Annotated in this window: 22 protein-coding genes; 14 read left to right on the top strand and 8 right to left on the bottom strand. The window is 58.8% G+C overall.

What is annotated here, in order from left to right:
• The first annotated feature begins 86 nt into the window (after positions 1–86).
• The gene (arcD, locus tag JQ848_RS17160) at positions 87–1514 is read left to right on the top strand and encodes an arginine-ornithine antiporter (protein WP_003440663.1); all 1428 of its coding nucleotides are present in this window, start codon (positions 87–89) and stop codon (positions 1512–1514) included.
• A gap of 75 nt (positions 1515–1589) precedes the next feature.
• On the opposite strand, the gene JQ848_RS17155 is transcribed toward arcD, so the two are convergent.
• The 7 genes from JQ848_RS17155 to gap all read right to left on the bottom strand — a co-directional run bounded on the left by JQ848_RS17155 (position 1590) and on the right by gap (position 8664).
• Complete coding sequence (locus JQ848_RS17155; RefSeq protein ID WP_051060445.1) at positions 1590–2009, bottom strand: YbaN family protein; 420 nt, start codon at positions 2007–2009, stop codon at positions 1590–1592.
• Positions 2010–2067: 58 nt separating this feature from the next.
• Positions 2068–2676: a biliverdin-producing heme oxygenase gene (locus JQ848_RS17150; RefSeq protein WP_003440671.1), complete on the bottom strand. Its 609-nt coding sequence runs from the start codon at positions 2674–2676 to the stop codon at positions 2068–2070.
• 112 nt (positions 2677–2788) lie between these two features.
• Positions 2789–5386 (bottom strand): TonB-dependent receptor, encoded by a 2598-nt coding sequence (locus JQ848_RS17145; protein ID WP_161718024.1) that lies wholly within the window; start codon positions 5384–5386, stop codon positions 2789–2791.
• 131 nt (positions 5387–5517) lie between these two features.
• Positions 5518–6423 carry a FecR family protein gene (locus JQ848_RS17140; protein WP_235972523.1) on the bottom strand — a complete coding sequence of 302 codons (906 nt, stop codon included), beginning with the start codon at positions 6421–6423 and terminating at the stop codon, positions 5518–5520.
• A 99-nt stretch (positions 6424–6522) separates the two neighbouring features.
• Positions 6523–7041: an RNA polymerase sigma factor gene (locus JQ848_RS17135; RefSeq protein WP_003440680.1), complete on the bottom strand. Its 519-nt coding sequence runs from the start codon at positions 7039–7041 to the stop codon at positions 6523–6525.
• A 152-nt stretch (positions 7042–7193) separates the two neighbouring features.
• Positions 7194–7658 (bottom strand): methylglyoxal synthase, encoded by a 465-nt coding sequence (locus JQ848_RS17130; RefSeq protein ID WP_003440683.1) that lies wholly within the window; start codon positions 7656–7658, stop codon positions 7194–7196.
• A 4-nt stretch (positions 7659–7662) separates the two neighbouring features.
• Entirely contained in the window at positions 7663–8664 is a 1002-nt protein-coding gene (gene gap, locus JQ848_RS17125; protein ID WP_003440686.1) for a type I glyceraldehyde-3-phosphate dehydrogenase, read from the bottom strand.
• Between the two features lie 209 nt (positions 8665–8873).
• Here gap and edd point away from each other — a divergent pair, with 209 nt between their 5' ends.
• The 10 genes from edd to JQ848_RS17075 all read left to right on the top strand — a co-directional run bounded on the left by edd (position 8874) and on the right by JQ848_RS17075 (position 20982).
• On the top strand, positions 8874–10700 hold the full coding sequence (gene edd / locus JQ848_RS17120) for a phosphogluconate dehydratase (RefSeq protein ID WP_003440689.1): 1827 nt from the start codon (positions 8874–8876) through the stop codon (positions 10698–10700).
• Positions 10697–11653, top strand: a complete 957-nt coding sequence (locus tag JQ848_RS17115; protein ID WP_003440697.1) for a glucokinase — start codon at positions 10697–10699, stop codon at positions 11651–11653. Before edd ends, JQ848_RS17115 begins: the two co-directional genes overlap by 4 nt.
• Before the next feature lie 76 nt (positions 11654–11729).
• Complete coding sequence (locus tag JQ848_RS17110) at positions 11730–12467, top strand: response regulator (RefSeq protein ID WP_003440699.1); 738 nt, start codon at positions 11730–11732, stop codon at positions 12465–12467.
• A complete protein-coding gene (locus JQ848_RS17105) occupies positions 12457–13917 on the top strand; it encodes an ATP-binding protein (protein WP_003440701.1) in 1461 nt (486 codons plus the stop codon). Before JQ848_RS17110 ends, JQ848_RS17105 begins: the two co-directional genes overlap by 11 nt.
• A gap of 136 nt (positions 13918–14053) precedes the next feature.
• Positions 14054–15352 carry an ABC transporter substrate-binding protein gene (locus JQ848_RS17100; RefSeq protein WP_003440702.1) on the top strand — a complete coding sequence of 433 codons (1299 nt, stop codon included), beginning with the start codon at positions 14054–14056 and terminating at the stop codon, positions 15350–15352.
• Positions 15353–15465: 113 nt separating this feature from the next.
• Positions 15466–16374: a carbohydrate ABC transporter permease gene (locus tag JQ848_RS17095; protein ID WP_003440704.1), complete on the top strand. Its 909-nt coding sequence runs from the start codon at positions 15466–15468 to the stop codon at positions 16372–16374.
• Complete coding sequence (locus tag JQ848_RS17090; RefSeq protein ID WP_127195981.1) at positions 16367–17212, top strand: carbohydrate ABC transporter permease; 846 nt, start codon at positions 16367–16369, stop codon at positions 17210–17212. The genes JQ848_RS17095 and JQ848_RS17090 overlap by 8 nt, the downstream gene beginning before the upstream one ends.
• Before the next feature lie 2 nt (positions 17213–17214).
• Complete coding sequence (locus JQ848_RS17085; protein WP_003440708.1) at positions 17215–18375, top strand: ABC transporter ATP-binding protein; 1161 nt, start codon at positions 17215–17217, stop codon at positions 18373–18375.
• A gap of 174 nt (positions 18376–18549) precedes the next feature.
• A complete protein-coding gene (locus JQ848_RS17080) occupies positions 18550–19899 on the top strand; it encodes a carbohydrate porin (protein ID WP_202210968.1) in 1350 nt (449 codons plus the stop codon).
• Between the two features lie 210 nt (positions 19900–20109).
• Entirely contained in the window at positions 20110–20982 is an 873-nt protein-coding gene (locus JQ848_RS17075) for a D-hexose-6-phosphate mutarotase (RefSeq protein ID WP_010655923.1), read from the top strand.
• Positions 20983–21023: 41 nt separating this feature from the next.
• Here the strand turns inward: JQ848_RS17075 and JQ848_RS17070 are convergent, their stop codons facing one another.
• Positions 21024–21884, bottom strand: coding sequence for a MurR/RpiR family transcriptional regulator (locus tag JQ848_RS17070; protein WP_177412960.1), 861 nt, complete (start codon positions 21882–21884; stop codon positions 21024–21026).
• Positions 21885–22092: 208 nt separating this feature from the next.
• Between JQ848_RS17070 and zwf the strand changes: the two genes are divergently transcribed.
• The 3 genes from zwf to JQ848_RS17055 are packed head-to-tail and all read left to right on the top strand — an operon-like array spanning position 22093 to position 24945.
• Entirely contained in the window at positions 22093–23562 is a 1470-nt protein-coding gene (gene zwf / locus JQ848_RS17065) for a glucose-6-phosphate dehydrogenase (RefSeq protein WP_003440716.1), read from the top strand.
• Entirely contained in the window at positions 23549–24262 is a 714-nt protein-coding gene (gene pgl, locus JQ848_RS17060) for a 6-phosphogluconolactonase (protein ID WP_003440717.1), read from the top strand. Before zwf ends, pgl begins: the two co-directional genes overlap by 14 nt.
• Complete coding sequence (locus JQ848_RS17055; protein ID WP_202210967.1) at positions 24259–24945, top strand: bifunctional 4-hydroxy-2-oxoglutarate aldolase/2-dehydro-3-deoxy-phosphogluconate aldolase; 687 nt, start codon at positions 24259–24261, stop codon at positions 24943–24945. The genes pgl and JQ848_RS17055 overlap by 4 nt, the downstream gene beginning before the upstream one ends.
• Positions 24946–24997: the final 52 nt, after the last annotated feature.

Raw genomic sequence — 24997 nt, 5'->3', positions numbered from 1 at the left:
AATGAACGTTCAGGGTGCAGTTATATTTAGCCAGCCAGCGGTTGTGACCGGATGCCCATTAATAATTAACTGAAAAAGAGGTGGCAATGTCACAGCAGGCACACAAGCTTCGACTCAACGCCCTGATTGCGTTGGTGGTCGGCTCAATGATTGGCGGCGGTATTTTTTCTTTGCCACAAAATATTGCCGCACATGCTGCTGGCGGTGCCGTGTTGATCGGCTGGGGGATCACGGCAGTGGGCATGCTGGCGCTGGCCTTTGTCTTCCAGACACTCGCCAATCGCAAGCCAGAACTGGACTCAGGTGTATACGCCTATGCCAGGGCCGGCTTTGGTGACTACATGGGGTTCTCATCGGCCTGGGGCTACTGGATCAGTGCCTGGCTGGGCAACGTCGGCTACTTCGTGCTGCTGTTCAGCACTCTGGGCTATTTCTTCCCGATGTTTGGCCAGGGCAACACACCGGTAGCCATCGGCTGTGCCTCCTTGTTGCTGTGGGGCGTGCACTTTCTGGTATTGCGCGGAATCAAGGAAGCAGCGTTCATCAACCAGTTGACCACGGTGGCGAAAATTGTCCCGATCGTGATGTTTATCGTGATTGCAGCGGTAGCCTTCAAGGCGGACATTTTTACCCGGGATCTGTGGGGCAGCGGTGCGCCAGATCTGGGCAGCGTGATGGACCAGGTGCGCAACATGATGCTGGTCACCGTGTTTGTGTTTATCGGTATCGAAGGCGCCAGTGTGTACTCGGGCAGGGCCGAAAAACGCTCGGATGTGGGCAAGGCCACGGTGATCGGTTTTCTCGGGGTGCTGGCGTTGCTGATGCTGGTGAATGTGCTGTCGCTCGGGGTCATGACCCAGCCGGAGCTGGCCAGTCTGCAGAACCCGTCGATGGCCGGTGTGCTGCAGTATCTGGTAGGGGACTGGGGGGCGATCCTGATCAGCATCGGGCTGGCCATTTCGCTGTTGGGGGCGTTGTTGTCATGGGCGCTGCTGTGCGCCGAAATCCTGTTTGCCACATCAAAGGACAAAATGATGCCGGCGTTCCTGAAAAAGGAAAACGCCAATCATGTACCGGTTAACGCCTTGTGGCTGACCAACTCGATGATTCAGATTTTCCTGATCATCACCCTGGTGTCGTCGGGCACCTACACCAGTCTGATCTATCTGGCGTCTTCGATGATTCTGGTGCCCTACCTGTGGTCGGCCGCCTATTCGGTATTGTTGTGCATACGAGGGGAGACCTACTCGCTGGCGAGCAGGCGGCGGGTCAAGGACCTGCTCGTGGCCGCGGTCGCTTTGATTTATGCCATGTGGCTGCTGTATGCGGCGGGCCCCAAATACCTGCTGCTCTCGGCTTTGCTGTATGCCCCTGGGGTGTTGTTTTTTGCCAAGGCCAAGCGGGAGCAGGGTGAGCCGCTATTCAAGCACTGGGAGAAACTGATTTTTGCTGCGGTATTGTGCGCGGCACTCTCGGCGGCGTACGGGCTTTATAGCGGCTTGCTGACCCTGTAATGCGATCAACCCATAACCCTGTGCCTGTGCCTGTGCCTGCGCCCGCAGCAGGCGGCCTTCCACCAGGGTTGCGGGTCAGTGGTTCTGCGGGGCGGTAGCTGCCTTGGGCAGGCGCTCTGGCCGGGACCAGATCCACAGGTTGCCCATGCTCATGCCGGCAATGGCGAGGAATACGGGCCAGTCGTGATCCAGCACATACAGCATCAGCCCGGCACAGAGCAGCATGCTGACCGTGGCGCTGACTTTGGCTTTGCGCTGGATGATTTTGCCGTTGCGCCAGTTGCTCAGAATCGGGCCAAACAAACGATGGTTCTCGAGCCAGGCACTCAGGCGTGGTGAGCTTTTGGTCGCGGCCCAGGCCGCAAGCAGAATGAATTCAGTGGTCGGCAGGCCGGGAATCACTATTGCGATCAGGCCAATGCCCAGGCTCACGTAGGCCAGCAGGCCAAACAGCACGCGAGCTATTTTCGACGAGGATTGAGTTTGGCGGGTCATAAGCTCAAGACGCATGAAAGGACGCCCGGCCAGCGAGTGCCGGCCGGGCAGGTCAAGCTTAAGCCAGTTCCGGTTCAGCAGCGTAAGCGTGTTCCAGTAATACGGTGAAGCGTTCGAAGGCGGCCACTGCACCCTTGTCCAGCTCAGCTTCTTCTTCGGTGCTGAGATCCAGGCCGTCGAGGGTTCTGATGAAGCTCTTCCAGCCTTCGGCGCGGCCGCCTGCAGGCTCACCCAGATGGCGAGCGCCGAACGTGTCGCTCAGGCCCAGGCCAACAGCACGCTTGATCAGGAACGCGGCACCGAGCTTGGAACCTTCGGATACAAAAATCCAGCCCAGGGCTTCGGCTTTGCTCGGTGCGGTCACTGCGCCGGCAACAGGTGCAGGGACTGCAGTGTCGAGGTCGGCCAGATCGGCCCTGGCTTGCTCGGCACGGCAACGCTCTGGCAGATCCGGAACGATTTCTTTCAGGGCCGGGTCGGTGTACAGGGCTTTGAGTTCTGACTGAAACAGGTATTGGGCCACAACAAAACGGGCAAAGTTAGGCACGGTTGCAAAGGGCGAATGTGCCTTGACCAGGGCGTCGAGCTTTTGGTGCGGCTCGTTGGTGATCTGGTTCAGGCGTTGCGAGCGCAGGGTCGGGCGCTGTGCGGAATCTGGAGTATTCATGCAAATGTCCTTGAGAATGAGATGCGCTTTGTAACTAGACGAACCAGAAGACGCGTCACAGTAAAAAATCCTCACTGCGCAGCCTGAATGGACTGCGCAATGGGGCTCGGGATCAGATATCCCACACCAGATTGATAGCGAAATTGCGGCCCGGGGCCGTCAGGCGGTCCATGTTGGCGGGGTTGATGACCCCGGCTTCACCTACGCTGTCGTAGCCGCGAACATCATCCCAGTTCCAGTATTTCTTGTCGGTCAGGTTGTACAGGCCAGCGTTGACGGTGACGTCCCGGGTGACCTTGTAGAAGCCGGACAGATCGATCACACCGTAGCCCGGGGACTTGAACTGGGTGCTGGTGCCGTCGGGCGAGAAGAAGTTGCTGTCGTCGACCTGGTCCTTGCGTTTAACCAGGGTCCAGCTCACCAGAGCACCGTAGTTCTCTTGCTCGTAGCCAAGGCCGAGCACTGCTTTAAGCGGGTTGACGCTGTTGATCGGCTCGCCGGTGTCGTCGTTTCTGCCGTGGGCATAAGCCACCGAGCCGATGTTGTACAGGCCATGGGGTGCACCGAACGCATCCAGATTCAAGCGGCCTTTGATTTCGGCACCCTTGATGGTGGCGTGTTTGATGTTGTTGCTCTGGAACGTCAGCTCGTCGTAGCCGGGGGTGATCGCATCTTCATTGATGAAGTCGCGGTACTTGTTATAGAACACGGCAACATCGAATGAACCGGCATCGAAAGTGCCGCGCAGCCCGGTTTCGAAGCTTTTGCTTTTTTCCGGCTCCAGATCCGGATTGGGCTCAACCGAATAGCCTTCCCCCAGATTGGTAAACCGGCCATACAGTGCTTTGGCGCTAGGTGTACGGAAACCTTCGGCGTACTGGCCGTACCAGGTGTACTCCTCGCTCAGGGCGTAGGTCAGGCCGAACTTGGGCGACAGGCGATGCCAGACTTTCTCCTTGTCACTGACACTGCTCTTGTCAGCGGCGGCCACCGTATTGAGGAACTCCTGAGTGATGTGTGGCGTGAGTTTGGTGTAGTCGTAGCGCAGCCCCGGCATGAAGGTCCAGTCGTTCCAGCTGATTTCGTCCTGGGCGAACAGGCTGTAGGTGTTGATGGTCGGGTCCGGGAAATCGCTGGATTTGACCAGATAGTCGCTTGGGCTGTTGGCGCCCACAGCCGTGCAACCTCTGCCGACGGCCAGACATACCCCCGAACCGCTGCGCGAGCCGGTGACTTTCTGGTTTTTGACGGTGGCACCGTAGGTCAGCAAATGATCGGTGTCAGCGATCTGAAAGGCTTTATCTGCCTGGGCGTCCAGCACCCACTGTTTCTCTTCGTAGGTGGTATTGCGCGAGCGCAGCACATTGCGGGTGAAGGGGAAGTAGTCTTCCAGGGTGTTCTGGTCGGTCTTGGCGGTCTGGTAGTTCAGGCTCAGCTTGAGGTTGTCGGCCACGACGCTATCAACAACCATGCTGTTTTCGAGCCCGAAACGCTCGCGGCTGACGGTGTCGGTACCGGTGCGCGAGCGATACATGCCCAGTGGCTGGCCCTGGTTGAAGGGGCCGCCGACTGCGCTTTTTTCATTGGCGTCGATCCGGTTCTTGAATTTTTCGTAGGTGAAGGCCAGACGATCGTCATCGTTGTAGTTCCAGCCTGCCTTGGCCAGCACGTTGGTGGTTTTCACGTCTTCGGGGTTGGCGGCCGTGCGGCTCAGGCCGGTGCCGCCATGATTGCCATAGGATTCGGTTTCGTGGCCATCGCGCTGGCTCAGGTGCAGCAAGCCGTCAAAGTCACCTGCACGGCCGGCCACGGTGCCGGATTTCAGCCAGCTGCGATCGGCGGAGCTATAACCGGTTTTCAGACGTGCCCCGACATCCTGGCCCGGTTTGATGATGTCATCCGGGTCGAGGGTGAAATAGCTGACTGCGCCACCAATGGCATTGCTGCCGTAAAGAACCGACGCCGGGCCACGGAGGATTTCAACCCGTTTTACGATTTCGGGGTCGACATAGTTGCGCTGGGTCTTGGCGTAGGGGCCGTTGAAGAACGAGTCCGGAATTTCGACGCCGTCGACCTGGGTCAGGATCCGGTCACCGTCAATACCGCGAATGTTATAGCCGCTGACCCCGCCACGCTGGCCGGTGCCGCCCACCGAAACACCGGGTTCATAACGCACCAGTTCCTTGATGGTGTTGACGTTCTGGCGGTCGAGTTCCTGGCGGTCATGCACGGAAATAGTGCTGGGGACCGAGTTCACGTCCTGTTCCTGGCGGGTGGCGCTGATGGTCACCTGTTGCAGGGCCAGGGTGCCGCTGCTGTTGCTGCGCTTTTCGAGCACGATGTTGTTGTTGCTCAGCTTGCGGTAGCCCAGGTTAGTACCGATCAGCAGGCGATCCAGCGCTTTCTCCGGGGACAGGGAGCCACGTACCCCCGGTGAGGAAACATCCTGTCCCAGCTCGGCCGGCAAGCCGACCTGCCAGCCGGTCACGCTGGTAAAAGCGTTGAGCGCCGACACCAATGGCTGCTGGGAGATTGCAAACTTGTAATTGCCCACGGAGCGGGTGGCTGCTGGCTCATCGGTCGCGGCCATGGCCGGGGCTGCTTGCACACCGGCCAGGAACATGGCGACGGTCAACAACGACAACGTGCATTGCTGCAAGCCGCCCGAACGGGCGTTGGAGGAGGACCGGCGGTTGAAACGAGTGGGCATTGATAGCGCTCCGTGGTGAACGAATCTTATAGTTGCGAACATGATTCAAAATGCGAATCAGTTGCATTGACTACAACGAGACGTATGGCCCCTGGCTATCGAGTAAAAAAATATTCAATTAATCGGGCTGGTTAATTCAGGATCACCAGCGCCGGGTATTCCGAAAGGCTGCTCGAGGTGATGTGGGCCAGGGAGCGGACAATGTCCAGGGGCTGATCCAGCCGGTAATTACCGGTCACCGCCACGTTCGCCAGTTTGTCGTTGTTGCTCAGGATCCAGCCGGGGTAATAGCGCCGGACTTCGTCCAGCACTTTGCCCATCGGGCAGTTTTCAAATACCAGACGACCCTGAACCCAGGCGAGGTCAGTCTGTGGGTTGAGCTTGACGGGCTGGCCGAATCCGTTGGGGCCGATGCTCACGCTATTGCCGGCAGACAAGCGCATTTGTGTGCCGGCACTTTTTACCCGCAGTTCAACATCGCCACGCTGTACCCGCACATGGGCTTCGCCATTGAAGTAGCTCACGGCGAAGGCGGAATCGCGCACGCTGGCGCGTACCGGACCGGCGTCAAGCAGCATCGGCAATTCCAGATTGGCCGGGACCTCAAAAAATGCCTCGCCTTGATACAGGCGAGCATTGCCCTGGGCATTGACCAGCTTGCTGGAAAACGCCGAGTTGGTGTTGAGCAGCACCTTCGAGCCGTCTTCGAGCTGCAGGCGCTGGCGTTCGCCGACCATGGTCAGGTGATCGGCTTGCAGACGTAAGGGCACGTTGCTGTAGCCACCCACGGTGATCACCAGCACGGCAGCGGCTGCCGCGTGTTTCCAGTACCGGCTGACGCGGCGCATCACCCCGGGAGCACGGCGGGTTTGCAGGGTGTGGGCCGCGGCCAGCAACGGCTGCCCGTTCCACACGGCGTTGGCTTTGGCATAGGCCCGGGCATGGGCCGGGTCGGCATTCAGCCAGTCATTGAAGGCTGACTTTTGCGCATCGTTTGCGCACTCAAGGGTAATCAGCCAGTCCAGTGCCTGATCCATGGCGCTGTCTTGCAGCACCTCTTGAGCGGATTTGTGAGTGTCTGTCACAGATGTTCCTTGGCAGTCTCAGGACATTTTTGCAGGCTTCGAGGGTGAAGATTAAGGCCGACTCAGCCTGTCGGCTACCCCGATGCAGATTGCCATGATCAATTTGAGTTCCTTTTGGACGGTACTCAATGAGACGTCGAGCTCTTCGGCGATCTCTTGATAACTGCAGCCATGCAGGCGGCTGAGGATGAAAATTCGCTGCTGGCGTGCGCTTAACTGGCTCAGGCTCACACTCAAACGCTCCAGTAATTGTGCGGCTTGATGGGCTTCTTCGGGGGTGCTGAGGGGAGAGGCAACGCCCTCGATGACTTCAATCGGTACATCTTCAACCACTGTCCGGGACTGGATGCGCCGTGCCCGCAGATGATCAAGGGCCAGGTTGCGCGCCGTCTGGAACACAAATGGCTCAAGATGCTCGACCGCTCGTTCGCTCAAGGCCCGGGTCACGCGCAGATAGGTCTCCTGCAACAGATCCTCTGCGGTGCTGTGGTTATTGACCATTCGCTCCAGCGTGCGCAGCAGGGTTACCCGTTGGGCAAGGAAGACTTGATTGAAGCGGGACTGACTCACTGTGTTACCCGACCGATTTTTAGCGAATGATAATGCTTATCATCCATGCCTTTGGTCAAGTGCTGTTTTGTGCGGGGGAGAATCTGTGAGGCCTTTTCCATCTACGGGAGCTGGCTTGCCAGCCCCCACAGTGTGGATGAGGTGCTGGTGCCTTACACGCGCCCCTTGAGATAGGCGCTGTAATCGGGGATGCGATGCTCGTGGGGCTGGCTCATCAATGGGCTGCTGATCAAGTAATCGGCGCTGCACTCATTGCATGCCACCGGAATATTCCACACCGCGGCTACCCGCAGCAGTGCCTTGATATCCGGATCGTGGGGCTGGGGCTCGAAGGGGTCCCAGAAAAACACCAGCATGTCGACCCGTTGCTCGGCGATCCGCGCGCCGACCTGCTGGTCGCCACCCAATGGGCCGCTGATCATGCTTTCGATCGGCAAGCCCAGGCGTTGGCTTAACAGCAAACCCGTGGTGCCAGTGGCGCACAGCTCGTGCTGGCTGAGCACTGTTTTGTGCCGCTCGGCCCAGTCCAGCAAGAAACCCTTGCAGTGATCGTGAGCCACCAGGGCGATACGCTTGCGCGCCGCCAGGGGGGCCGAGGTGAAGCTGATACCGATCATCGCGTTACTCCGCGTTACACAGCGCCAGGCAGTTATCGAGCATACGGTTGGAGAACGCCCATTCGTTGTCATACCAGGCCAGCACTTTCAACATTTTGCCGCTGACTTTGGTGTGATTGGCATCGAAGATCGACGACAGCGGATTGTGGTTAAAGTCGCTCGAAACCAGCGGCAAGGTGTTGTACCCCAGGACTTTGGAGTGTTGGCTGGCCTCTTTGAACAGAGCATTGACTTCGGCCGCGCTGACTTCACGCTTGAGCTCAACGGTCAGGTCCACCAGTGACACGTTGATCACCGGAACCCGTACGGCCATGCCGGTCAGCTTGCCGGCCAGTTCAGGCAGCACCAGACCCACGGCTTCGGCGGCGCCGGTTTTGCTCGGGATCATGTTTTGGGTGGCCGAGCGCGCGCGGTAAGGGTCGGAGTGGTAAACGTCGGTCAGGTTCTGATCGTTGGTGTAGGCGTGAATGGTGGTCATCAGGCCGTTTTCAATGCCGAATTCGCGATGCAGAATTTGCGCTACCGGTGCCAGGCAGTTGGTGGTGCATGAGGCATTGGAAATAATCTGGTGCGATTGACGCAGGATGTCGTGGTTTACCCCGTAGACCACCGTCGCGTCAGCATTTTTACCCGGGGCGGAGATGATCACTTTGCGGGCGCCGGCGCTAATATGTGCCTCGGCTTTGCTGCGTTCGGTGAACAGGCCGGTACATTCAAACACCACGTCGATCTTCAGGGCGGCCCAAGGCAGTTCAGCGGGATTGCGAATGGCAGTGACGGCGATGCGGTCGCCATTGACGGTCAGGCTTTCCTGATCATGCTCGACCGTTGCGTCGAAAGTGCCATGAACCGTGTCGAACTTGAGCAGGTGAGCATTGATCGAGCTGTCGCCCAGATCGTTGATGGCGACGATCTGCAGGTCCTGACGGTAGCCTTGGGTATACAGTGCACGCAGGACGTTGCGGCCGATTCGGCCAAAGCCATTGATTGCGATTCGTAGAGTCATGGAAAGCGTCCGCCATCGATTTGTTGTTGGAATTACAAGATTATTCGCATAAAAATAGAAAACAAGCCATTTAAGTGGCAATATTTTGTTTTATCTACAACGAGTGACCTGAATCAACGGGTCCGAATGATTGAAGTCGCGTGTCTGCGCCCTTCGATCAGCATAGGACACGTCCCGGTCGCCACATCCGTTAGCCTGGAGTTCAACACATGCATCCCCGCGTTCTTGAAGTCACCGAGCGTCTTATTGCCCGCAGTCGAGCTACCCGCGAGGCGTATCTGGCGCTTATTCGCGGGGCCGCCAGTGACGGTCCGCAACGCGGCAAGCTGCAATGTGCCAACTTTGCCCATGGCGTAGCCGGGTGCGGGGCGGATGATAAAAACAACCTGAAGCTGATGAACGCGGCCAACGTCGCAATTGTTTCGTCATATAACGACATGCTGTCGGCGCATCAGCCTTACGAGCATTTTCCGGAGCAAATCAAGCAGGCACTGCGTGAAATGGGCTCGGTCGGCCAGTTTGCCGGCGGTACCCCGGCCATGTGCGATGGTGTGACCCAGGGCGAGGCGGGGATGGAGCTGAGCCTGCTGAGCCGTGAAGTGATTGCCTTGTCGACGGCCGTGGCGCTGTCGCACAACATGTTCGATGCGGCGATGATGCTGGGGATTTGCGACAAGATCGTTCCGGGCTTGCTGATGGGCGCGCTGCGCTTTGGTCATCTGCCGACCATCTTTGTTCCGGGCGGGCCTATGCCGTCGGGGATCTCCAACAAAGAAAAAGCCGACGTGCGCCAGCGTTACGCCGAAGGCAAGGCCAGCCGCGAAGAGCTGCTGGAATCGGAAATGAAGTCCTACCACAGCCCCGGCACCTGCACGTTTTATGGCACCGCCAACACCAATCAGTTGTTGATGGAAGTCATGGGCCTGCACCTGCCAGGCGCCTCCTTCGTCAACCCCTACACCCCATTGCGTGATGCGCTGACGCGGGAAGCCGCGCACCAGATCACCCGTTTGACCAAGCAAAACGGCAACTTCATGCCGTTGGGCGAGATCGTCGACGAGCGTTCGCTGGTCAACTCCATTGTGGCGCTGCACGCCACGGGCGGCTCGACCAACCACACCCTGCACATGCCGGCAATTGCCATGGCCGCGGGTATCCAGCTGACCTGGCAAGACATGGCCGACCTGTCCGAGGTGGTGCCAACCCTGTCCCACGTGTATCCGAACGGCAAGGCCGATATCAACCATTTCCAGGCCGCGGGCGGTATGGCGTTCCTGATTCGCGAACTGCTCGAGGCCGGCTTGCTCCACGAAAACGTCAATACCGTGGCCGGTTTTGGGCTGAGCCGCTACACCCGCGAGCCGTTCCTGGTAGATGGCAATCTGGTATGGCGTGAAGGCCCGATTGAAAGCCTGGATGAATCCATTTTGCGGCCTGTGGCCCGTGCCTTCTCGGCAGAGGGCGGGCTGCGGGTGATGGAAGGCAATCTGGGGCGCGGCGTGATGAAAGTATCGGCGGTGGCACCCGAGCATCAAATTGTCGAAGCCCCGGCCCGGGTCTTCCAGGATCAGCAAGAGCTGGCCGACGCGTTTGCGGCCGGTGAGCTGGAACATGATTTTGTCGCGGTGATGCGCTTCCAGGGCCCGCGCTCCAACGGCATGCCCGAGCTGCACAAAATGACGCCGTTTCTGGGCGTTTTGCAGGACCGTGGCTTCAAGGTGGCACTGATTACCGACGGCCGGATGTCGGGCGCCTCGGGCAAAATCCCGGCCGCGATTCATGTCAGCCCCGAAGCCTCGATTGGTGGCGCTCTGGCCCGGGTTCAGGATGGCGACATGATCCGGGTCGACGGGGTCAAAGGCACATTGCAACTGCTGGTGGATGAGGCAGAATTCGCAGCGCGCACTCCGGCGATCGGCACCTTGAGCAATGCCGTGGGTACCGGGCGCGAGCTGTTTGCGTTTATGCGTCAGGCCTTCAGTTCGGCTGAGCAGGGCGCAAGTACCTTCACCTCGTCTCTGGAAAACTTGAAATGAAACTGGCGCTGGTCGGTGATATCGGGGGGACCAACGCACGCTTTGCGTTGTGGGAAAACGACCAGCTGCATTCGGTCCGCGTACTGGCCACGGTGGACTTCGTCTGCCCGGAAGACGCCATCAGGCTTTACCTGCACGATCTGCAACTGGCCCCGGGGGCGGTCGGCTCGGTGTGTTTGTCCGTGGCCGGGCCGGTGAGCGGTGATGAGTTTCGCTTCACCAACAACCATTGGCGTCTGAGCCGTTCGGCGTTTTGCCAGGCGTTGCAGGTCGACAATCTCTTGCTGGTCAATGATTTCAGCGCCATGGCGCTGGGCATGACCCGCTTGCAACCCGAAGATGTGCGTCAGGTCTGCCCCGGCACTCCTGACCCGGCACGGCCGGCAGTGGTGATTGGCCCGGGCACCGGCCTTGGGGTGGGGACTCTGCTCAACCTGGGGGGCGAGCAGTGGATGGCGTTGCCGGGGGAGGGTGGTCACGTTGATCTGCCCATGAGCAACCCGCGTGAAGTGCAGCTGTGGCAGCACATCTACAACGACATCGGGCATGTCAGTGCCGAAACCGTTTTGAGCGGCAGCGGCTTGCCCCGCGTCTATCGGGCGATCTGTGCGGTAGATGGCCATACCCCGGTGCTGGACAGTGACCATGCCATCACCGCTGCGGCCCTGGCTGGAGACCCGCTGGCATTGCAGGTGCTGGAGCAGTTCAGTTGCTGGTTGGGGCGAGTGGCGGGCAACAATGTGCTGACCGTCGGCGGACGAGGCGGGGTGTATATCGTAGGCGGGGTGATCCCGCGCTTTGCCGATATTTTTCTGGCCAGCGGCTTTGCCCAAAGTTTCACTGACAAGGGCTGCATGAGTGACTACCTCAGGGGTATTCCCGTGTGGCTGGTCACTGCCCCTTACTCGGGTCTGATCGGTGCGGGGGTGGCGTTGCAGCAAGCGTTCGGCTGAACACCCGCAGCGATACTGTCGTCAGCAACCCCGCGCCTGCATCAAGGGGGGGTAAAAAACAATAAGGAACATCGCTGTGAGCGCACTCGGCAAATCAATTTTGCTGGTCGACGATGACCAGGACATTCGTGAACTGCTTGATATCTATCTCACCCGAGCCGGTTTTCAGGTACGTACCGTGGGTGACGGTGCCGGCTTTCGCCAGGCGCTGGAAGACACACCCGGCGATCTGCTGATACTTGATGTGATGTTGCCCGATGAAGATGGCTTCAGCCTGTGCCGCTGGGTGCGGCAACACCCGCGCTTTGCCACAATCCCGATCATCATGCTCACTGCCAGCTCCGACGAGGCTGACCGGGTGATTGGCCTGGAGCTGGGCGCAGACGATTACCTGGGCAAGCCCTTCAGCCCCCGTGAACTTCAGGCGCGGATCAAGGCGTTGCTGCGCCGGGCGCAGTTTTCCAGCGTCAATGTGACGGCCGGCAACGAGGTCATGGCCTTTGATGAGTGGCGCCTGAACACTGTGACCCATCGCCTGTTTCATACCGACGGGGAAGAAGTGATCTTGTCGGGAGCAGACTTCGCCTTGCTCAAGCTGTTTCTGGACAACCCGCAACAGATCCTCGATCGCGATACCATCGGCAACGCAACCCGCGGCAGGGATCTGATGCCGCTGGACCGCATCGTCGACATGGCTGTCAGCCGCTTGCGCCAACGCTTGCGTGACACCGACAAGCCTCCCCGGCTGATCCGCACCGTTCGCGGCAGCGGTTATCAGCTGGCGGCCCAGGTCAGCGCCGTCCATGGCCTTTAAATTCCGGCCACAAGTCCGTATCCCCCGTTCATTGCTCGGGCGCATGCTGTTACTCACCCTGCTTGCCATTTTGCTGGCGCAGACGCTATCGAGCGCCATCTGGCTTTCGCAATTGCGTACCACCCAGCTCGAAGGCCTGGTCACCAGTGCCCGCAGCCTGGCGTATTCGATGAATGCCACGGTGACGTACTTGCGGTCACTACCCCTGGCCTACCGGCCCATGGTGCTCGACCAGATGCGCAGCATGGGCGGTACGCGGTTCTTCGTAAGCTTGAATGACAAGCCGCTGGAGATGCCGGTGCTGCAGCCGACCCAGCGCAAAAAGGCGGTGCTCAGCGCGGTGGATCAAGTGTTGCGCCAGTCCCTGGGGGCTGATGTCGACATGACCGTGCAATTTGTCAGCCCCCGGGACTTGCGCATCTTCAATGCCGGCATGAGGCTCGAAGAGTTGCCGCGTTCCTGGGCGCATTTCGCCTTGACCCTGGAGCCGGTCAATCCGCCGGTACTGGTGACGCAAATTCAGATGGCCCCCGGCGAGTGGCTGTACATCGCCTCCTTGTTGCCCGAACCCTATACCAGCCTTGAGGAGGAAGGCCTGCCGGCCGTGCAGTTGTGGTTTATCGCCCTGAGCAGCATCTTCCTGCTGTTGTTTATCGGACTGCTGGTGCACTGGCAAAGTCGCCCGCTCAAGCGTCTGGCCCGGGCGGCGCGGGATATGTCGCTGGGGGAGGACAAGCTCAAGCCGGTGGAAATCGGTGGCGGCAGCGAAGTGGTGGAAGTCGGCCGGGCCTTTAATACCATGCGCGCCCGTATCAGCCGTTATCTGACGGAGCGCAGCCAGTTGTTCAGTGCCATCTCCCATGATTTGCGTACCCCCATCACCCGCCTGCGGCTGCGGGTCGAGTTGCTTGAAGACGAGCAACTGCAGCACAAGTTTGGCCGCGATCTGGATGAGCTCGAGCTGCTGGTCAAAGGTGCACTGCAATGTGTGAAGGACACCGATATTCACGAAAATATCGAGCAGGTGGACCTCAATCTGTTACTCGATTGTCTGATAGAGCCTTATTTATTGCCCCAGGGAAATGGCCGTGTGACGTTACAGGGGCGAGCCCTCAAGCCTTACTCGGGCAAGCCCCTGGCCCTGCGTCGCTGCATGGGCAACCTGATAGATAACGCACTCAAATACGGAAAAAATGCTCACCTGCGCATTGATGACAATGAGCGCGCCTTCGTTCTGACCGTTGACGATGAGGGCCCGGGCGTACCGGAGCAGCGTCTGGAACAAGTATTTGAACCGCACTTTCGTCTGGCCGGGCAGCAGCAGGGCTATGGTCTGGGGCTCGGTATTGCCCGCAGCATCGCCCATAGCCATGGGGGCGAAGTCAGTCTGCAGAACCTGCGCGTCGGCGGGCTGCGGGTCACTTTGTACCTGCCGCGAAATGCCGACTGATCGGGTTGATCTTTATGTAACCGGATCGTGACATTTGCGCGTCTCTTCGTTACGCGAGCCTGGGCGGTGATGGATACACTCTTCGGCAGCGCAAGCAAAAGACTTGCCCAGCTATAACAACAAGAAAGGACATCTCATGAATTCACTCAGTCGCCTCGCCGTTTCCATCTCTCTCGCCTGTGCATTTCCCCTGACAACCTATGCCGCCGACGCACCTGCCGATTCCAAAGGCACGGTCGAAGTGGTGCACTGGTGGACCTCGGGCGGTGAAAAAGCGGCCGTTGATGTCCTCAAGGCCCAGGTCGAAAAAGACGGCTTCACCTGGAAAGACGGCGCAGTCGCCGGCGGTGGCGGAGCCACGGCCATGACCGTACTGAAAAGCCGTGCTGTCGCCGGCAACCCGCCAGGCATGGCTCAGATCAAAGGCCCCGACATCCAGGAGTGGGCCTCCACGGGCTTGCTCGATACTGAAGTCCTGAAGGACGTTGCCAAAGAAGAGAAGTGGGACAGCCTGCTCGACAAGAAAGTCTCCGATACCGTGAAATACGAAGGCAATTACGTGGCCGTGCCGGTGAACATCCACCGGGTCAACTGGCTGTGGATCAACCCTGAAGTGTTCAAGAAAGCCGGTATCGAAAAAGCCCCTGCCACCCTCGAAGAATTCTATGCCGCGGGCGACAAACTCAAGGCTGCCGGTTTCATTCCGCTAGCCCACGGTGGCCAGCCTTGGCAGGACAGCACTGTGTTCGAAGCCGTGGTGCTCTCGGTCATGGGGGTCGATGGCTACAAAAAGGCACTGGTAGAGCTGGATAACGCCACCCTGACCGGTCCTGAAATGGTCAAGGCGCTGACCGAACTGAAGAAAGTCGCGACCTACATGGACGCAGACGGCAAGGGGCAGGACTGGAACCTGGAAGCGGGCAAGGTCATCAACGGCAAGGCCGGCATGCAGATCATGGGTGACTGGGCCAAGAGCGAGTGGACGGCGGCCAAGAAAGTCGCGGGCAAGGATTATCAGTGCGTGCCTTTCCCGGGTACCGATAAAGCCTTTACCTACAACATCGACTCCCTGGCGGTGTTCAAGCAGAAAGACAAGGGCACGGCGGCGGGTCAGCAGGACATTGCCAAGGTCACCCTGGGGGAAGACTTCCAGAAAGTCTTCAGCATCAACAAGGGCTCGATCCCGGTGCGGATCGACATGCTGAACGACATGGCCAAGTACGGTTTCGATTCTTGCGCCCAGACCGCGGCCAAGGACTTCCTGGCTGATGCCAAAAGCGGTGGCCTGCAGCCGAGCATGGCGCACAACATGGCAACCACGCTGGCGGTGCAGGGCGCATTCTTTGATGTGGTGACCAACTACATCAACGACCCGAAAGCCGACCCGGTTGAAACGGCCAAGAAACTCGGCGCAGCGGTCAAGTCTGCCAAGTAACCCGTAGCGGCAGGTTTCAAGCTGCAAGCTGCAAGTCAGAGCACTGTCCTGCTTGTCTTGCAGCTTGAAACTTGTAGCGGGTAACTGCTCCTTCCTTTTTTATGGATTTCCCCATGAGTTCTGTTGCTGCCTTCAGCAAAGCCTCGCCGTTCGATGCACTGCAGCGCTGGCTTCCCAAACTGGTGCTGGCGCCCAGCATGTTCATCGTCCTGGTGGGCTTTTACGGCTATATCCTGTGGACGTTCGTTCTTTCGTTCACCAACTCGACTTTCCTGCCGACCTACAAATGGGTAGGCCTGGCGCAATACGCACGCCTGTTCGACAACGACCGCTGGTGGGTCGCCAGCAAAAACCTGGCGGTATTCGGTGGCATGTTCATCGCCATTACCTTGGTGATTGGCGTGACGCTGGCGGTGTTCCTCGATCAGCGCATCCGGCGTGAAGGCTTCATCCGCACTATTTACCTGTACCCGATGGCGCTCTCGATGATCGTCACCGGTACCGCCTGGAAGTGGTTGCTGAACCCGGGCATGGGCCTGGACAAGCTGCTGCGGGACTGGGGCTGGGAAGGCTTTCGACTGGACTGGCTGATCGATCCCGACCGCGTGGTGTATTGCCTGGTGATTGCGGCAGTGTGGCAAGCCTCGGGTTTTATCATGGCGATGTTCCTCGCCGGCCTGCGCGGGGTCGATCAATCGATCATTCGTGCCGCCCAGATCGATGGCGCGAGTTTGCCGCGGATTTACTGGAAAGTGGTGCTGCCAAGCCTGCGTCCGGTGTTCTTCAGTGCGGTGATGATTCTGGCGCACATTGCGATCAAGAGTTTTGACCTGGTGGCGGCAATGACGGCCGGTGGTCCGGGTTACTCGTCCGACTTGCCTGCGATGTTCATGTATTCCTTCACCTTCAGTCGCGGTCAGATGGGTGTCGGTTCGGCCAGTGCGATTCTGATGCTCGGAGCGATTCTTGCGATCATCGTGCCTTACCTGTATTCCGAGCTGAGGGCCAAGCGTAATGACTAGTCTTGCCGGCAAATCCGCCATCAGCCTGAGCCGCATCGCGATCTACGCGGTGCTGCTCTTCGCTGTACTGCTGTACCTGGTCCCCCTGGTGGTCATGTTGTTGACCAGCTTCAAAACCCCGGAAGACATCAGTACCGGCAACCTGCTGAGCTGGCCCGCCGTGGTCACCGGCATTGGCTGGGTCAAGGCCTGGGCCACGGTCGACGGCTACTTCTGGAACTCGATCAAGATCACCGTCCCGGCGGTACTGGTCTCCACCGCCATCGGCGCGCTCAACGGCTACGTGTTGTCGATGTGGCGTTTTCGCGGTTCGCAGTTGTTCTTCGGCCTGCTGCTGTTCGGCTGCTTCCTGCCGTTCCAGACCGTGTTGCTACCAGCCTCGTTCACCCTCGGCAAAATGGGTCTGGCCAGCACCACCACCGGCTTGGTGTTTGTGCACATTGTTTACGGCCTGGCGTTTACTACACTGTTTTTCCGCAATTACTACGTCAGCATTCCCGACGCGCTGGTGAAGGCGGCGCGTCTGGATGGCGCGGGTTTCTTTACGATTTTCCGCATGATCATTCTGCCGATGTCGACCCCGATCATCATGGTCTGCCTGATCTGGCAATTCACGCAGATCTGGAATGACTTCCTGTTCGGCGTGGTGTTCTCCAGTGGTGACTCACAGCCCATTACCGTGGCGCTGAACAACCTGGTCAACACCAGTACCGGGGTCAAGGAATACAACGTGGATATGGCCGCGGCGATGATCGCCGGGCTGCCGACCCTGCTGGTCTATGTGGTCGCAGGCAAGTATTTCGTGCGCGGGCTGACGGCCGGCGCAGTCAAGGGGTAATCATGGCAACGCTTGAACTTCGTAATGTAAACAAGACCTACGGTGCCGGCTTGCCGGACACCCTGAAGAACATCGAACTGTCGATCAAGGAAGGAGAGTTCCTGATCCTGGTGGGGCCTTCCGGGTGTGGCAAGTCGACGCTGATGAACTGCATCGCCGGCCTGGAGAACATCACGGGCGGCGCGATCATGATTGATGATCAGGACGTCAGCGGCTTGAGTCCCAAGGATCGCGACATCGCCATGGTGTTCCAGTCCTATGCGCTGTACCCGACCATGAGTGTGCGCGAGAACATCGAGTTCGGTCTCAAGATCCGCAAGATGCCCCGGGCCGACATCGACGAAGAAGTGGCCCGGGTTGCCAAGTTGTTGCAGATCGAGCATTTGCTCAACCGCAAGCCGGGGCAATTGTCCGGCGGTCAGCAACAGCGTGTGGCAATGGGCCGGGCCCTGGCCCGGCGGCCGAAGATCTATCTGTTCGACGAGCCATTGTCCAACCTCGATGCCAAGTTGCGGGTGGAGATGCGCACCGAAATGAAACTGATGCACCAGCGTCTGAAAACCACCACCGTCTACGTCACCCACGATCAGATCGAGGCCATGACCCTGGGCGACAAGGTGGCGGTCATGAAGGACGGCATCATTCAGCAGTTCGGTACTCCCAAGCAGATCTACAACGATCCGGCCAACCTGTTTGTTGCCAGCTTTATCGGTTCGCCACCGATGAACTTCATTCCGTTGCGCCTGCAGCGCAAGGACGGCCGCCTGCTGGCGCTGCTGGACAGTGGCCAGGCGCGTTGTGAGTTGCCGATGAGCATGGATGACGCCGGTCTGGAAGACCGGGAGGTGATTCTGGGGCTGCGCCCGGAGCAAATCGTGCTGGCCTCGGCCGATGCTGCCGGCATGCCAACCATTCGCGCCGAAGTCCAGGTGACCGAGCCCACAGGTCCGGACACTCTGGTCTTTGTTCAGCTCAATGAGGCCAAGGTCTGCTGTCGCCTGGCGCCCGATGTGGCGCCGCAAGTGGGTGAAACCCTGACCCTGCAATTCGATCCGGCCAAGGTGTTGCTGTTCGATGCCAAAACCGGTGAGCGCCTGGGCACTGCTGCTTCGTTGCCGGTACAGGATCGTGCCGACAACGTCACCCGAATCAAGGGGCGCTGAGTTTCAAAGTGTGGGGGTGTTCATGGAGGAGCCGGGGCCGTCTGAGCTGCAAGCGACCCGCCCCCACAGTTACACAGGGGTAGTGCCGTTGCGGGCATTGGAACGGTCGGGAATTTAAAAGTGGACCGAGTTGGATAAAAACAGTTAATAACAATAAAAGACGAGGATTTAGGGATGAAAAAGCAACACGCAAATACCCGGTTGATCTGCCAGCTGTCAGCCGTCGCCGCGCTGGTGCTTTCTGCCAATGCGATGGCCGACGACGCTTTCAGTGCAGATTCAAAATGGATGACCGGTGATTGGGGCGGTGAGCGGACCAAGCTGATCGAGCAGGGTATCGACATCAAAGCCGATTACGTCGGTGAAGTAGGCGCCAACCTGCATGGCGGCTATAACCACGACAAGACCGCGCGCTACAGCGACCAGTTCGGGCTGGGCGTGGCGCTGGACCTGCAAAAACTGTGGGGCTGGGATAACACCCAGGCCAAGATCCAGCTCACCAACCGTAATGGTCAGAGCATCTCCAATGACCGTATCGGCGACCCGCGTGCCGGAACCCTGAGCTCCTCTCAGGAAGTCTACGGCCGTGGCCACATGGTTCGTCTGACCCAGTTGTATATCCAGCATCAATTCCTGGACGGCAAACTGGACGTCAAGGCCGGTTACTTCGGTGAAGGCGAAGACTTCAACACCTTCCCGTGCGAATTCCAGAACCTGGCGTTCTGCGGTTCCCAGGTGGGTAACTGGGCCACCAACATCTGGTACAACTGGCCGGTCAGCCAGGCTGCACTGCGGGTGAAATACAACATCACCCCCGAGTTCTATGCGCAGATCGGTGCATACAACCAGAACCCGTCACAACTTGAGCACGGTAACGGTTTCAAACTCAGCGGCAGCGGGACCAAGGGTACAGTGCTACCGGTCGAACTGGTCTGGTCGCCCAAGGTCAACAGCCTGCCGGGCGAATACCGTGTGGGCTACTACAAGAGCACGGCACCTGCGGATGACCTGCGCGAAGACATCAACGGCGCAGATGCTGCGACCACCGGTCAAAGCTACCGTGTGCGCAACAGCAAGCACGGTTACTGGTTTGTGGCCCAGCAGCAACTCACCAGCCACAACGGTGATGCCTCCCGTGGTCTGAATGTTGCAGCCAACGCAACTTTCCACGACAAGGCCACCAACATTGTCGACAACTATCAGTCGCTGATGTTTGTGTACAAAGGACCGTTCGATGCCCGTCCAAAAGATGACATCGGTATCGGTTTTGCCCGTATCCACGTCAACAGTGATGTGAAGAAAAACGCCGAGCTGGCCAACGAGGCCATTGGTGTCACCGACTATGACAACCCGCTGTACTCACCGCTGCGCTCCACCGAATACAACTACGAACTCAACTACGGCATCCACGTGACCAACTGGCTGACTGTGCGTCCTAACCTGCAATACATCACCCACCCGGGCGGTGTTGACCAGGTTGATAACGCGTTGGTGGCCGGCCTGAAAATTCAGTCGGTGTTCTAACGTTGTTGCGATAAGCTCCTGTCCTTATGCGCATTTGACGGATAGCCATGGCTATCCGTTTTTTTGTGCAGGAGCTTTCGGGCTTTAGTGAGACCGCGATAGCGGTTTACCCGTCGATATCTTTTCTGGATCTGGCACCTCCTTGCAGGCAGGCCAGCTCCCACAGGTTCTACTAAGGTTTGGGCGACATGATTTTCAGGACTGCGGCACATGCATGAGCATCCGCTTCACCGTTTTTTCAAATCCAGACGCGAACAGCCGGTCTTCCAGTGGGAGCGCTTTCAGCAGCGTGACATCCTGGTGATTGACCACCCCCATTGTCAGGCCGTGTTCAGCCGTCAGGGTGCGCAACTTCTGCATTTCAAACCCACCGGCCAGAAGCCCTGGTTGTGGTGCGCTGCCAAATGGCCGCAAGTTGGAGCGATCCGTGGTGGCGTGCCTATTTTCTGGCCGTGGTATGGCCGTCATCCAAGCGAAAATGCGTGGCCGTCCCATGGCTGGGCGCGTTTGATCGACTGGAAGTTGCTGGACAGTCATGCAGACGAAGAGGGCGTGAGCCTGCACTGGCGGTTACAGCTGTGCGACTGGCAGGTGGATCTGCATGCGCGACTGGGTGAAGACATGGAGCTGCGCCTGAGCACCGAACACCAGGACGATGAGCCTTGCCAGTTGAGTCAGGCTTTGCGCGCTTACTGGCGGATTGGTGATGTGGCGCAGATAGCGCTGTCCGGTCTTGACGGGGTACAGGGCTACGACCAGCTCAACCGCGAAGTTTGCCAGCAGCAGGGCGAGTTACGGGTTGCGGGCGGTTGTCAGCGGGTGTTCCGGCATGACGGCGAAATGCAGCTCAATGACCACGCCTGGCGGCGGGCGCTGAGCATCGACACCGGCGCCAGTGGCAACACGGTGGTGTGGCATCCGGGCAAGCGGCCGTTACTGGGTGTGAGCTGGAACGAAGTGATGGGGTTTGTGTGTGTCGAGTCCACCAGCGGCGGTACCCACAATCAGACCCTGGCCCCTGGCGAGCAAGCGCATCTGAGTCTGCAGGCCCGGGCCGGTTTGGTGAGTGCCGCACCTCTGTAGGAGCGAGCTGCGGTTGCCTTGAAGCTCGCTCCTGCAGGTGGTCAGTTGAACTCGTCACCCACCGGATAGCGGCTGGCGTTCAGGCTTTCCTTGATTTTTCGCAGGTGTGGCTGGAAATCCACGCCGCGGCGCAGGGTCATGCCGGTGGCCAATACGTCCAGTACGGTGAGCTGGATGATGCGCGAGGTCATCGGCATGTAAATGTCGGTGTCTTCAGGCAGCGGAATGTTCAGGCTCAAGGTACTGGCCTTGGCCAGTGGCGAATTCTCTGCGGTCAGTCCCAGTACCGAGGCCCCGTTTGCCCGCGCAATGCGTGCTACCTCTACCAGCTCCCGCGTCCGTCCGGTGTAGGAAATAATCACGAACAGCTCGCCGGTGTGCGCCACTGACGCAATCATGCGCTGCATCAGCACGTCGGCATGGGCAGTGACGGCCAGGTTGAAACGAAAGAACTTGTGCTGTGCATCCAGCGCCACCGGCGCCGAGGCACCCAGGCCAAAGAAGTGAATCTGGCGGGCCTGGATCAGCAAGTCGACGGCGCGGCTGATAAGGTTGGGGTCCAGTGCCTGGCAGGCGCTGTCGAGCGATGCAATTGCACTGCCGAAAATCTTCTGGGTGTAAGCTTCGGGATTGTCGTCGGCCTCAACTGCGCGGCTGACATAGGCGGCGCCGCTGGCCAGACTTTGCGCCAGTTGCAGCTTTAGCTCCGGGTAACCGCTAACCCCGAACGAACGGCAAAACCGGTTAACCGTAGGTTCACTGACGGAAGCCGCCTGGGCGAGCGCCGCAATGCTGAACCGGGTCGCCTGTTGCGGATTCTGCAGGATGATTTCTGCCACTTTGCGCTCGGCCTTGTTCAGGTCTTCGAGGCGGCTTTTGATCTGTTCGAGTAAATTTCGCACGCGGTCCATTTATGTTCCTTGGTTCAGCGATGCAAAGAGCCGGGTTCTAAAGCAGCTCTGGAAGGTGGCCTATCCTACTGGTGGCCTGTTACGACCACTAGCAGGAATCTGTATTTTGAGAAAATGTTGTGTTTATTACTACATTTTTCCTTGAGTGATACCTTGAAAAAAGGTATTTGTAGCTTAACTTGATAAAAGAACAAACATCATGCCTTCGATTACGGTTGAACCGTGCACCTTTGCCTTGTTCGGCGCCCTTGGCGATCTGGCCTTGCGCAAGCTGTTTCCTGCTTTATATCAACTGGATCGTGCCGGCCTGCTGCATGCCGATACGCGCATTTTTGCGCTGGCTCGCGAGCCGGGTGACGCCCTTACGCATCTGGCACACATCGACAGCCAGTTGCGTCAGTACGTTGGTGCCAAGGAAATCGAAGAAGAAGCGCTAACCCGCTTCCTGGCTCGTTTGAGTTACCTGCATGTGGACTTTCTCAAGACAGAAGATTATTTGCCTCTGGCTGAACAAGCCGGAACGGCCCAGCGCCTGATCGCGTATTTCGCGACGCCGGCGGCGGTGTATGGGGCCATCTGCGAGAACCTGTCCCGGGTCGGTCTGGCTGAAAATACCCGTGTGGTGCTGGAAAAACCCATTGGTTCGGACCTGGACTCATCGCGTAAGGTCAACGATGCCGTCGCGCAGTTCTTCCCCGAGACGCGTATTTACCGCATCGACCACTACCTGGGTAAAGAAACCGTACAAAACCTGATCGCCCTGCGTTTTGCCAACAGCCTGTTCGAAACCCAGTGGAACCAGCGCTACATCTCCCACGTTGAAATCACCGTGGCCGAGAAAGTCGGCATCGAGGGGCGCTGGGGCTATTTCGACAAGGCCGGCCAACTGCGGGACATGATCCAGAATCATCTGTTGCAGCTGTTGTGCCTGATTGCCATGGATCCGCCTGCGGACCTGTCGGCAGACAGCATTCGCGATGAAAAAGTAAAGGTTCTCAAGGCGCTGGCCCCGATCAGCGCCGAAGGTCTGACCACCCAGGTGGTACGTGGCCAATACATCGCCGGTTACAGCGAAGGGCAGTCGGTCCCGGGCTATCTGGAGGAAGAAAACTCCAATACCCAGAGCGACACCGAAACCTTCGTTGCCCTGCGTGCCGACATTCGTAACTGGCGTTGGGCGGGGGTGCCGTTTTATCTGCGCACCGGCAAACGCATGCCGCAAAAACTGTCGCAGATCGTGATCCACTTCAAGGAACCCTCGCACTACATCTTCGCCCCGGAGCAGCGCCTGCAAATCGGCAACAAGCTGATTATTCGCCTGCAGCCGGACGAAGGTATCTCCTTGCGGGTGATGACCAAAGAGCAGGGCCTGGACAAGGGCATGCAACTGCGTAGCGGCCCGTTGCAATTGAATTTTTCCGACACGTACCGCAGTGCGCGGATTCCGGATGCCTACGAGCGTCTGTTACTCGAAGTGATGCGCGGCAACCAGAACCTGTTTGTGCGCAAAGACGAAATTGAAGCGGCATGGAAGTGGTGTGACCAGTTGATCGCCGGCTGGAAAAAGTCTGGTGATGCGCCCAAGCCGTACGCGGCGGGCTCCTGGGGACCGATGAGTTCCATAGCATTGATTACGCGGGACGGGAGGTCTTGGTATGGCGATATCTGATTTGAAACTGCCTGAAGGGGTCAACGCGCACACCTTCAAGAACCCGGCGATTCTGGCCGAGGAACTGGCAAAAAAAGTGGCCGGGCAATTGAATGCCGCCATTGGCGCGCAAGGCGTTGCCACCCTGGTGGTATCCGGTGGGCGTAGCCCGGTGGCGTTCTTTCAGAGCCTGATCAAGCAACCGGTGGACTGGTCGAAAGTGGTGGTCAGTCTTGCCGATGAGCGCTGGGTCCCGGTGGAGCACGCCGACAGCAACGCCGGCCTGCTCAAAAAGAACCTGCTGCAAGGGCCGGCAGCCAAGGCGCGCTTTGTCGGCTTGTATAACGTGGCGGCCAATCTTGACGCTGCGGCAGAGCAAGCTGACCGCGCATTGGCCGAGCTACCGCCGATTGATGTCCTGATTCTGGGCATGGGCGACGACGGGCACACCGCCTCGCTGTTCCCCGACAGCCCGAATCTGCTTGAAGCCTTGAAAGCGGATGGTGAGCGTCGTTGCTGGCCGATGCTGGCACCGACCGTGCCTCATCAACGCTTGAGCATGAGCCGCAGCCTGCTGGCGAGCGCCAGGAACACGGTGCTGTCGATTCAAGGGCAGGCCAAATTGAATACCCTCAACGAAGCGCTGGCGGGCACTGACATTGCCGCCTTGCCGATTCGTGCCTTTCTGCAACCTACGTTAGAGATTTACTGGTGCCCATGAGCCAAGGATCAGCTGCCATGACAATAAAAACTGCGAACGTATCGATGGCCGATAAAGTCGCCCTGATCGATGAACTGTGTGCCTCGGCGCGAATTCTGCCGGTGATCACCATCGCTCGTGAGCAAGACATTCTGCCGCTGGCCGATGCGCTGGCTGCGGGCGGCCTGACGGCACTTGAAGTGACCTTGCGTTCACAGTTCGGGCTCAAGGCCATTCGTGTTCTGCGCGAGCAACGGCCCGAGCTGGTAACGGGGGCGGGCACCGTGCTGGACCGGCACATGCTGGCGGCTGCCGAAGAGGCCGGTTCGCAATTTATTGTCACCCCGGGCATTACCCGTGACCTGCTGGAAGCCAGCGTGGCCAGCGATATCCCGCTGCTGCCGGGTATCAGCAATGCGTCCGGAATTATGGACGGCTACGGTCTGGGTTACCGTCGATTCAAGCTGTTCCCGGCTGAAGTCAGCGGCGGTGTGGCGGCGATCAAGGCGCTGGGCGGCCCCTTCGGTGAAGTGAAATTCTGCCCGACCGGCGGTGTTAGCCCGGCGAACATTCGCAACTACATGGCATTGAAAAATGTGATGTGTGTGGGCGGTAGCTGGATGCTCGACAGCGAGTGGATCAAGAACGGCGACTGGGCCCGAATCCAGGAATGCACCGCCGAGGCCCTGGCTTTGCTGGATTGACCACCTGTGTAACGAATTTGTTGTGTGTTCTACGGTTTTTGGTGCGCTTGGT

Source organism: Pseudomonas paraversuta, from assembly GCF_904067025.1.
Taxonomy (GTDB): domain Bacteria; phylum Pseudomonadota; class Gammaproteobacteria; order Pseudomonadales; family Pseudomonadaceae; genus Aquipseudomonas; species Aquipseudomonas paraversuta.
Note: the sequence above shows the minus strand (reverse complement) of the source record. Positions and strands in the feature narration are given on the sequence as shown.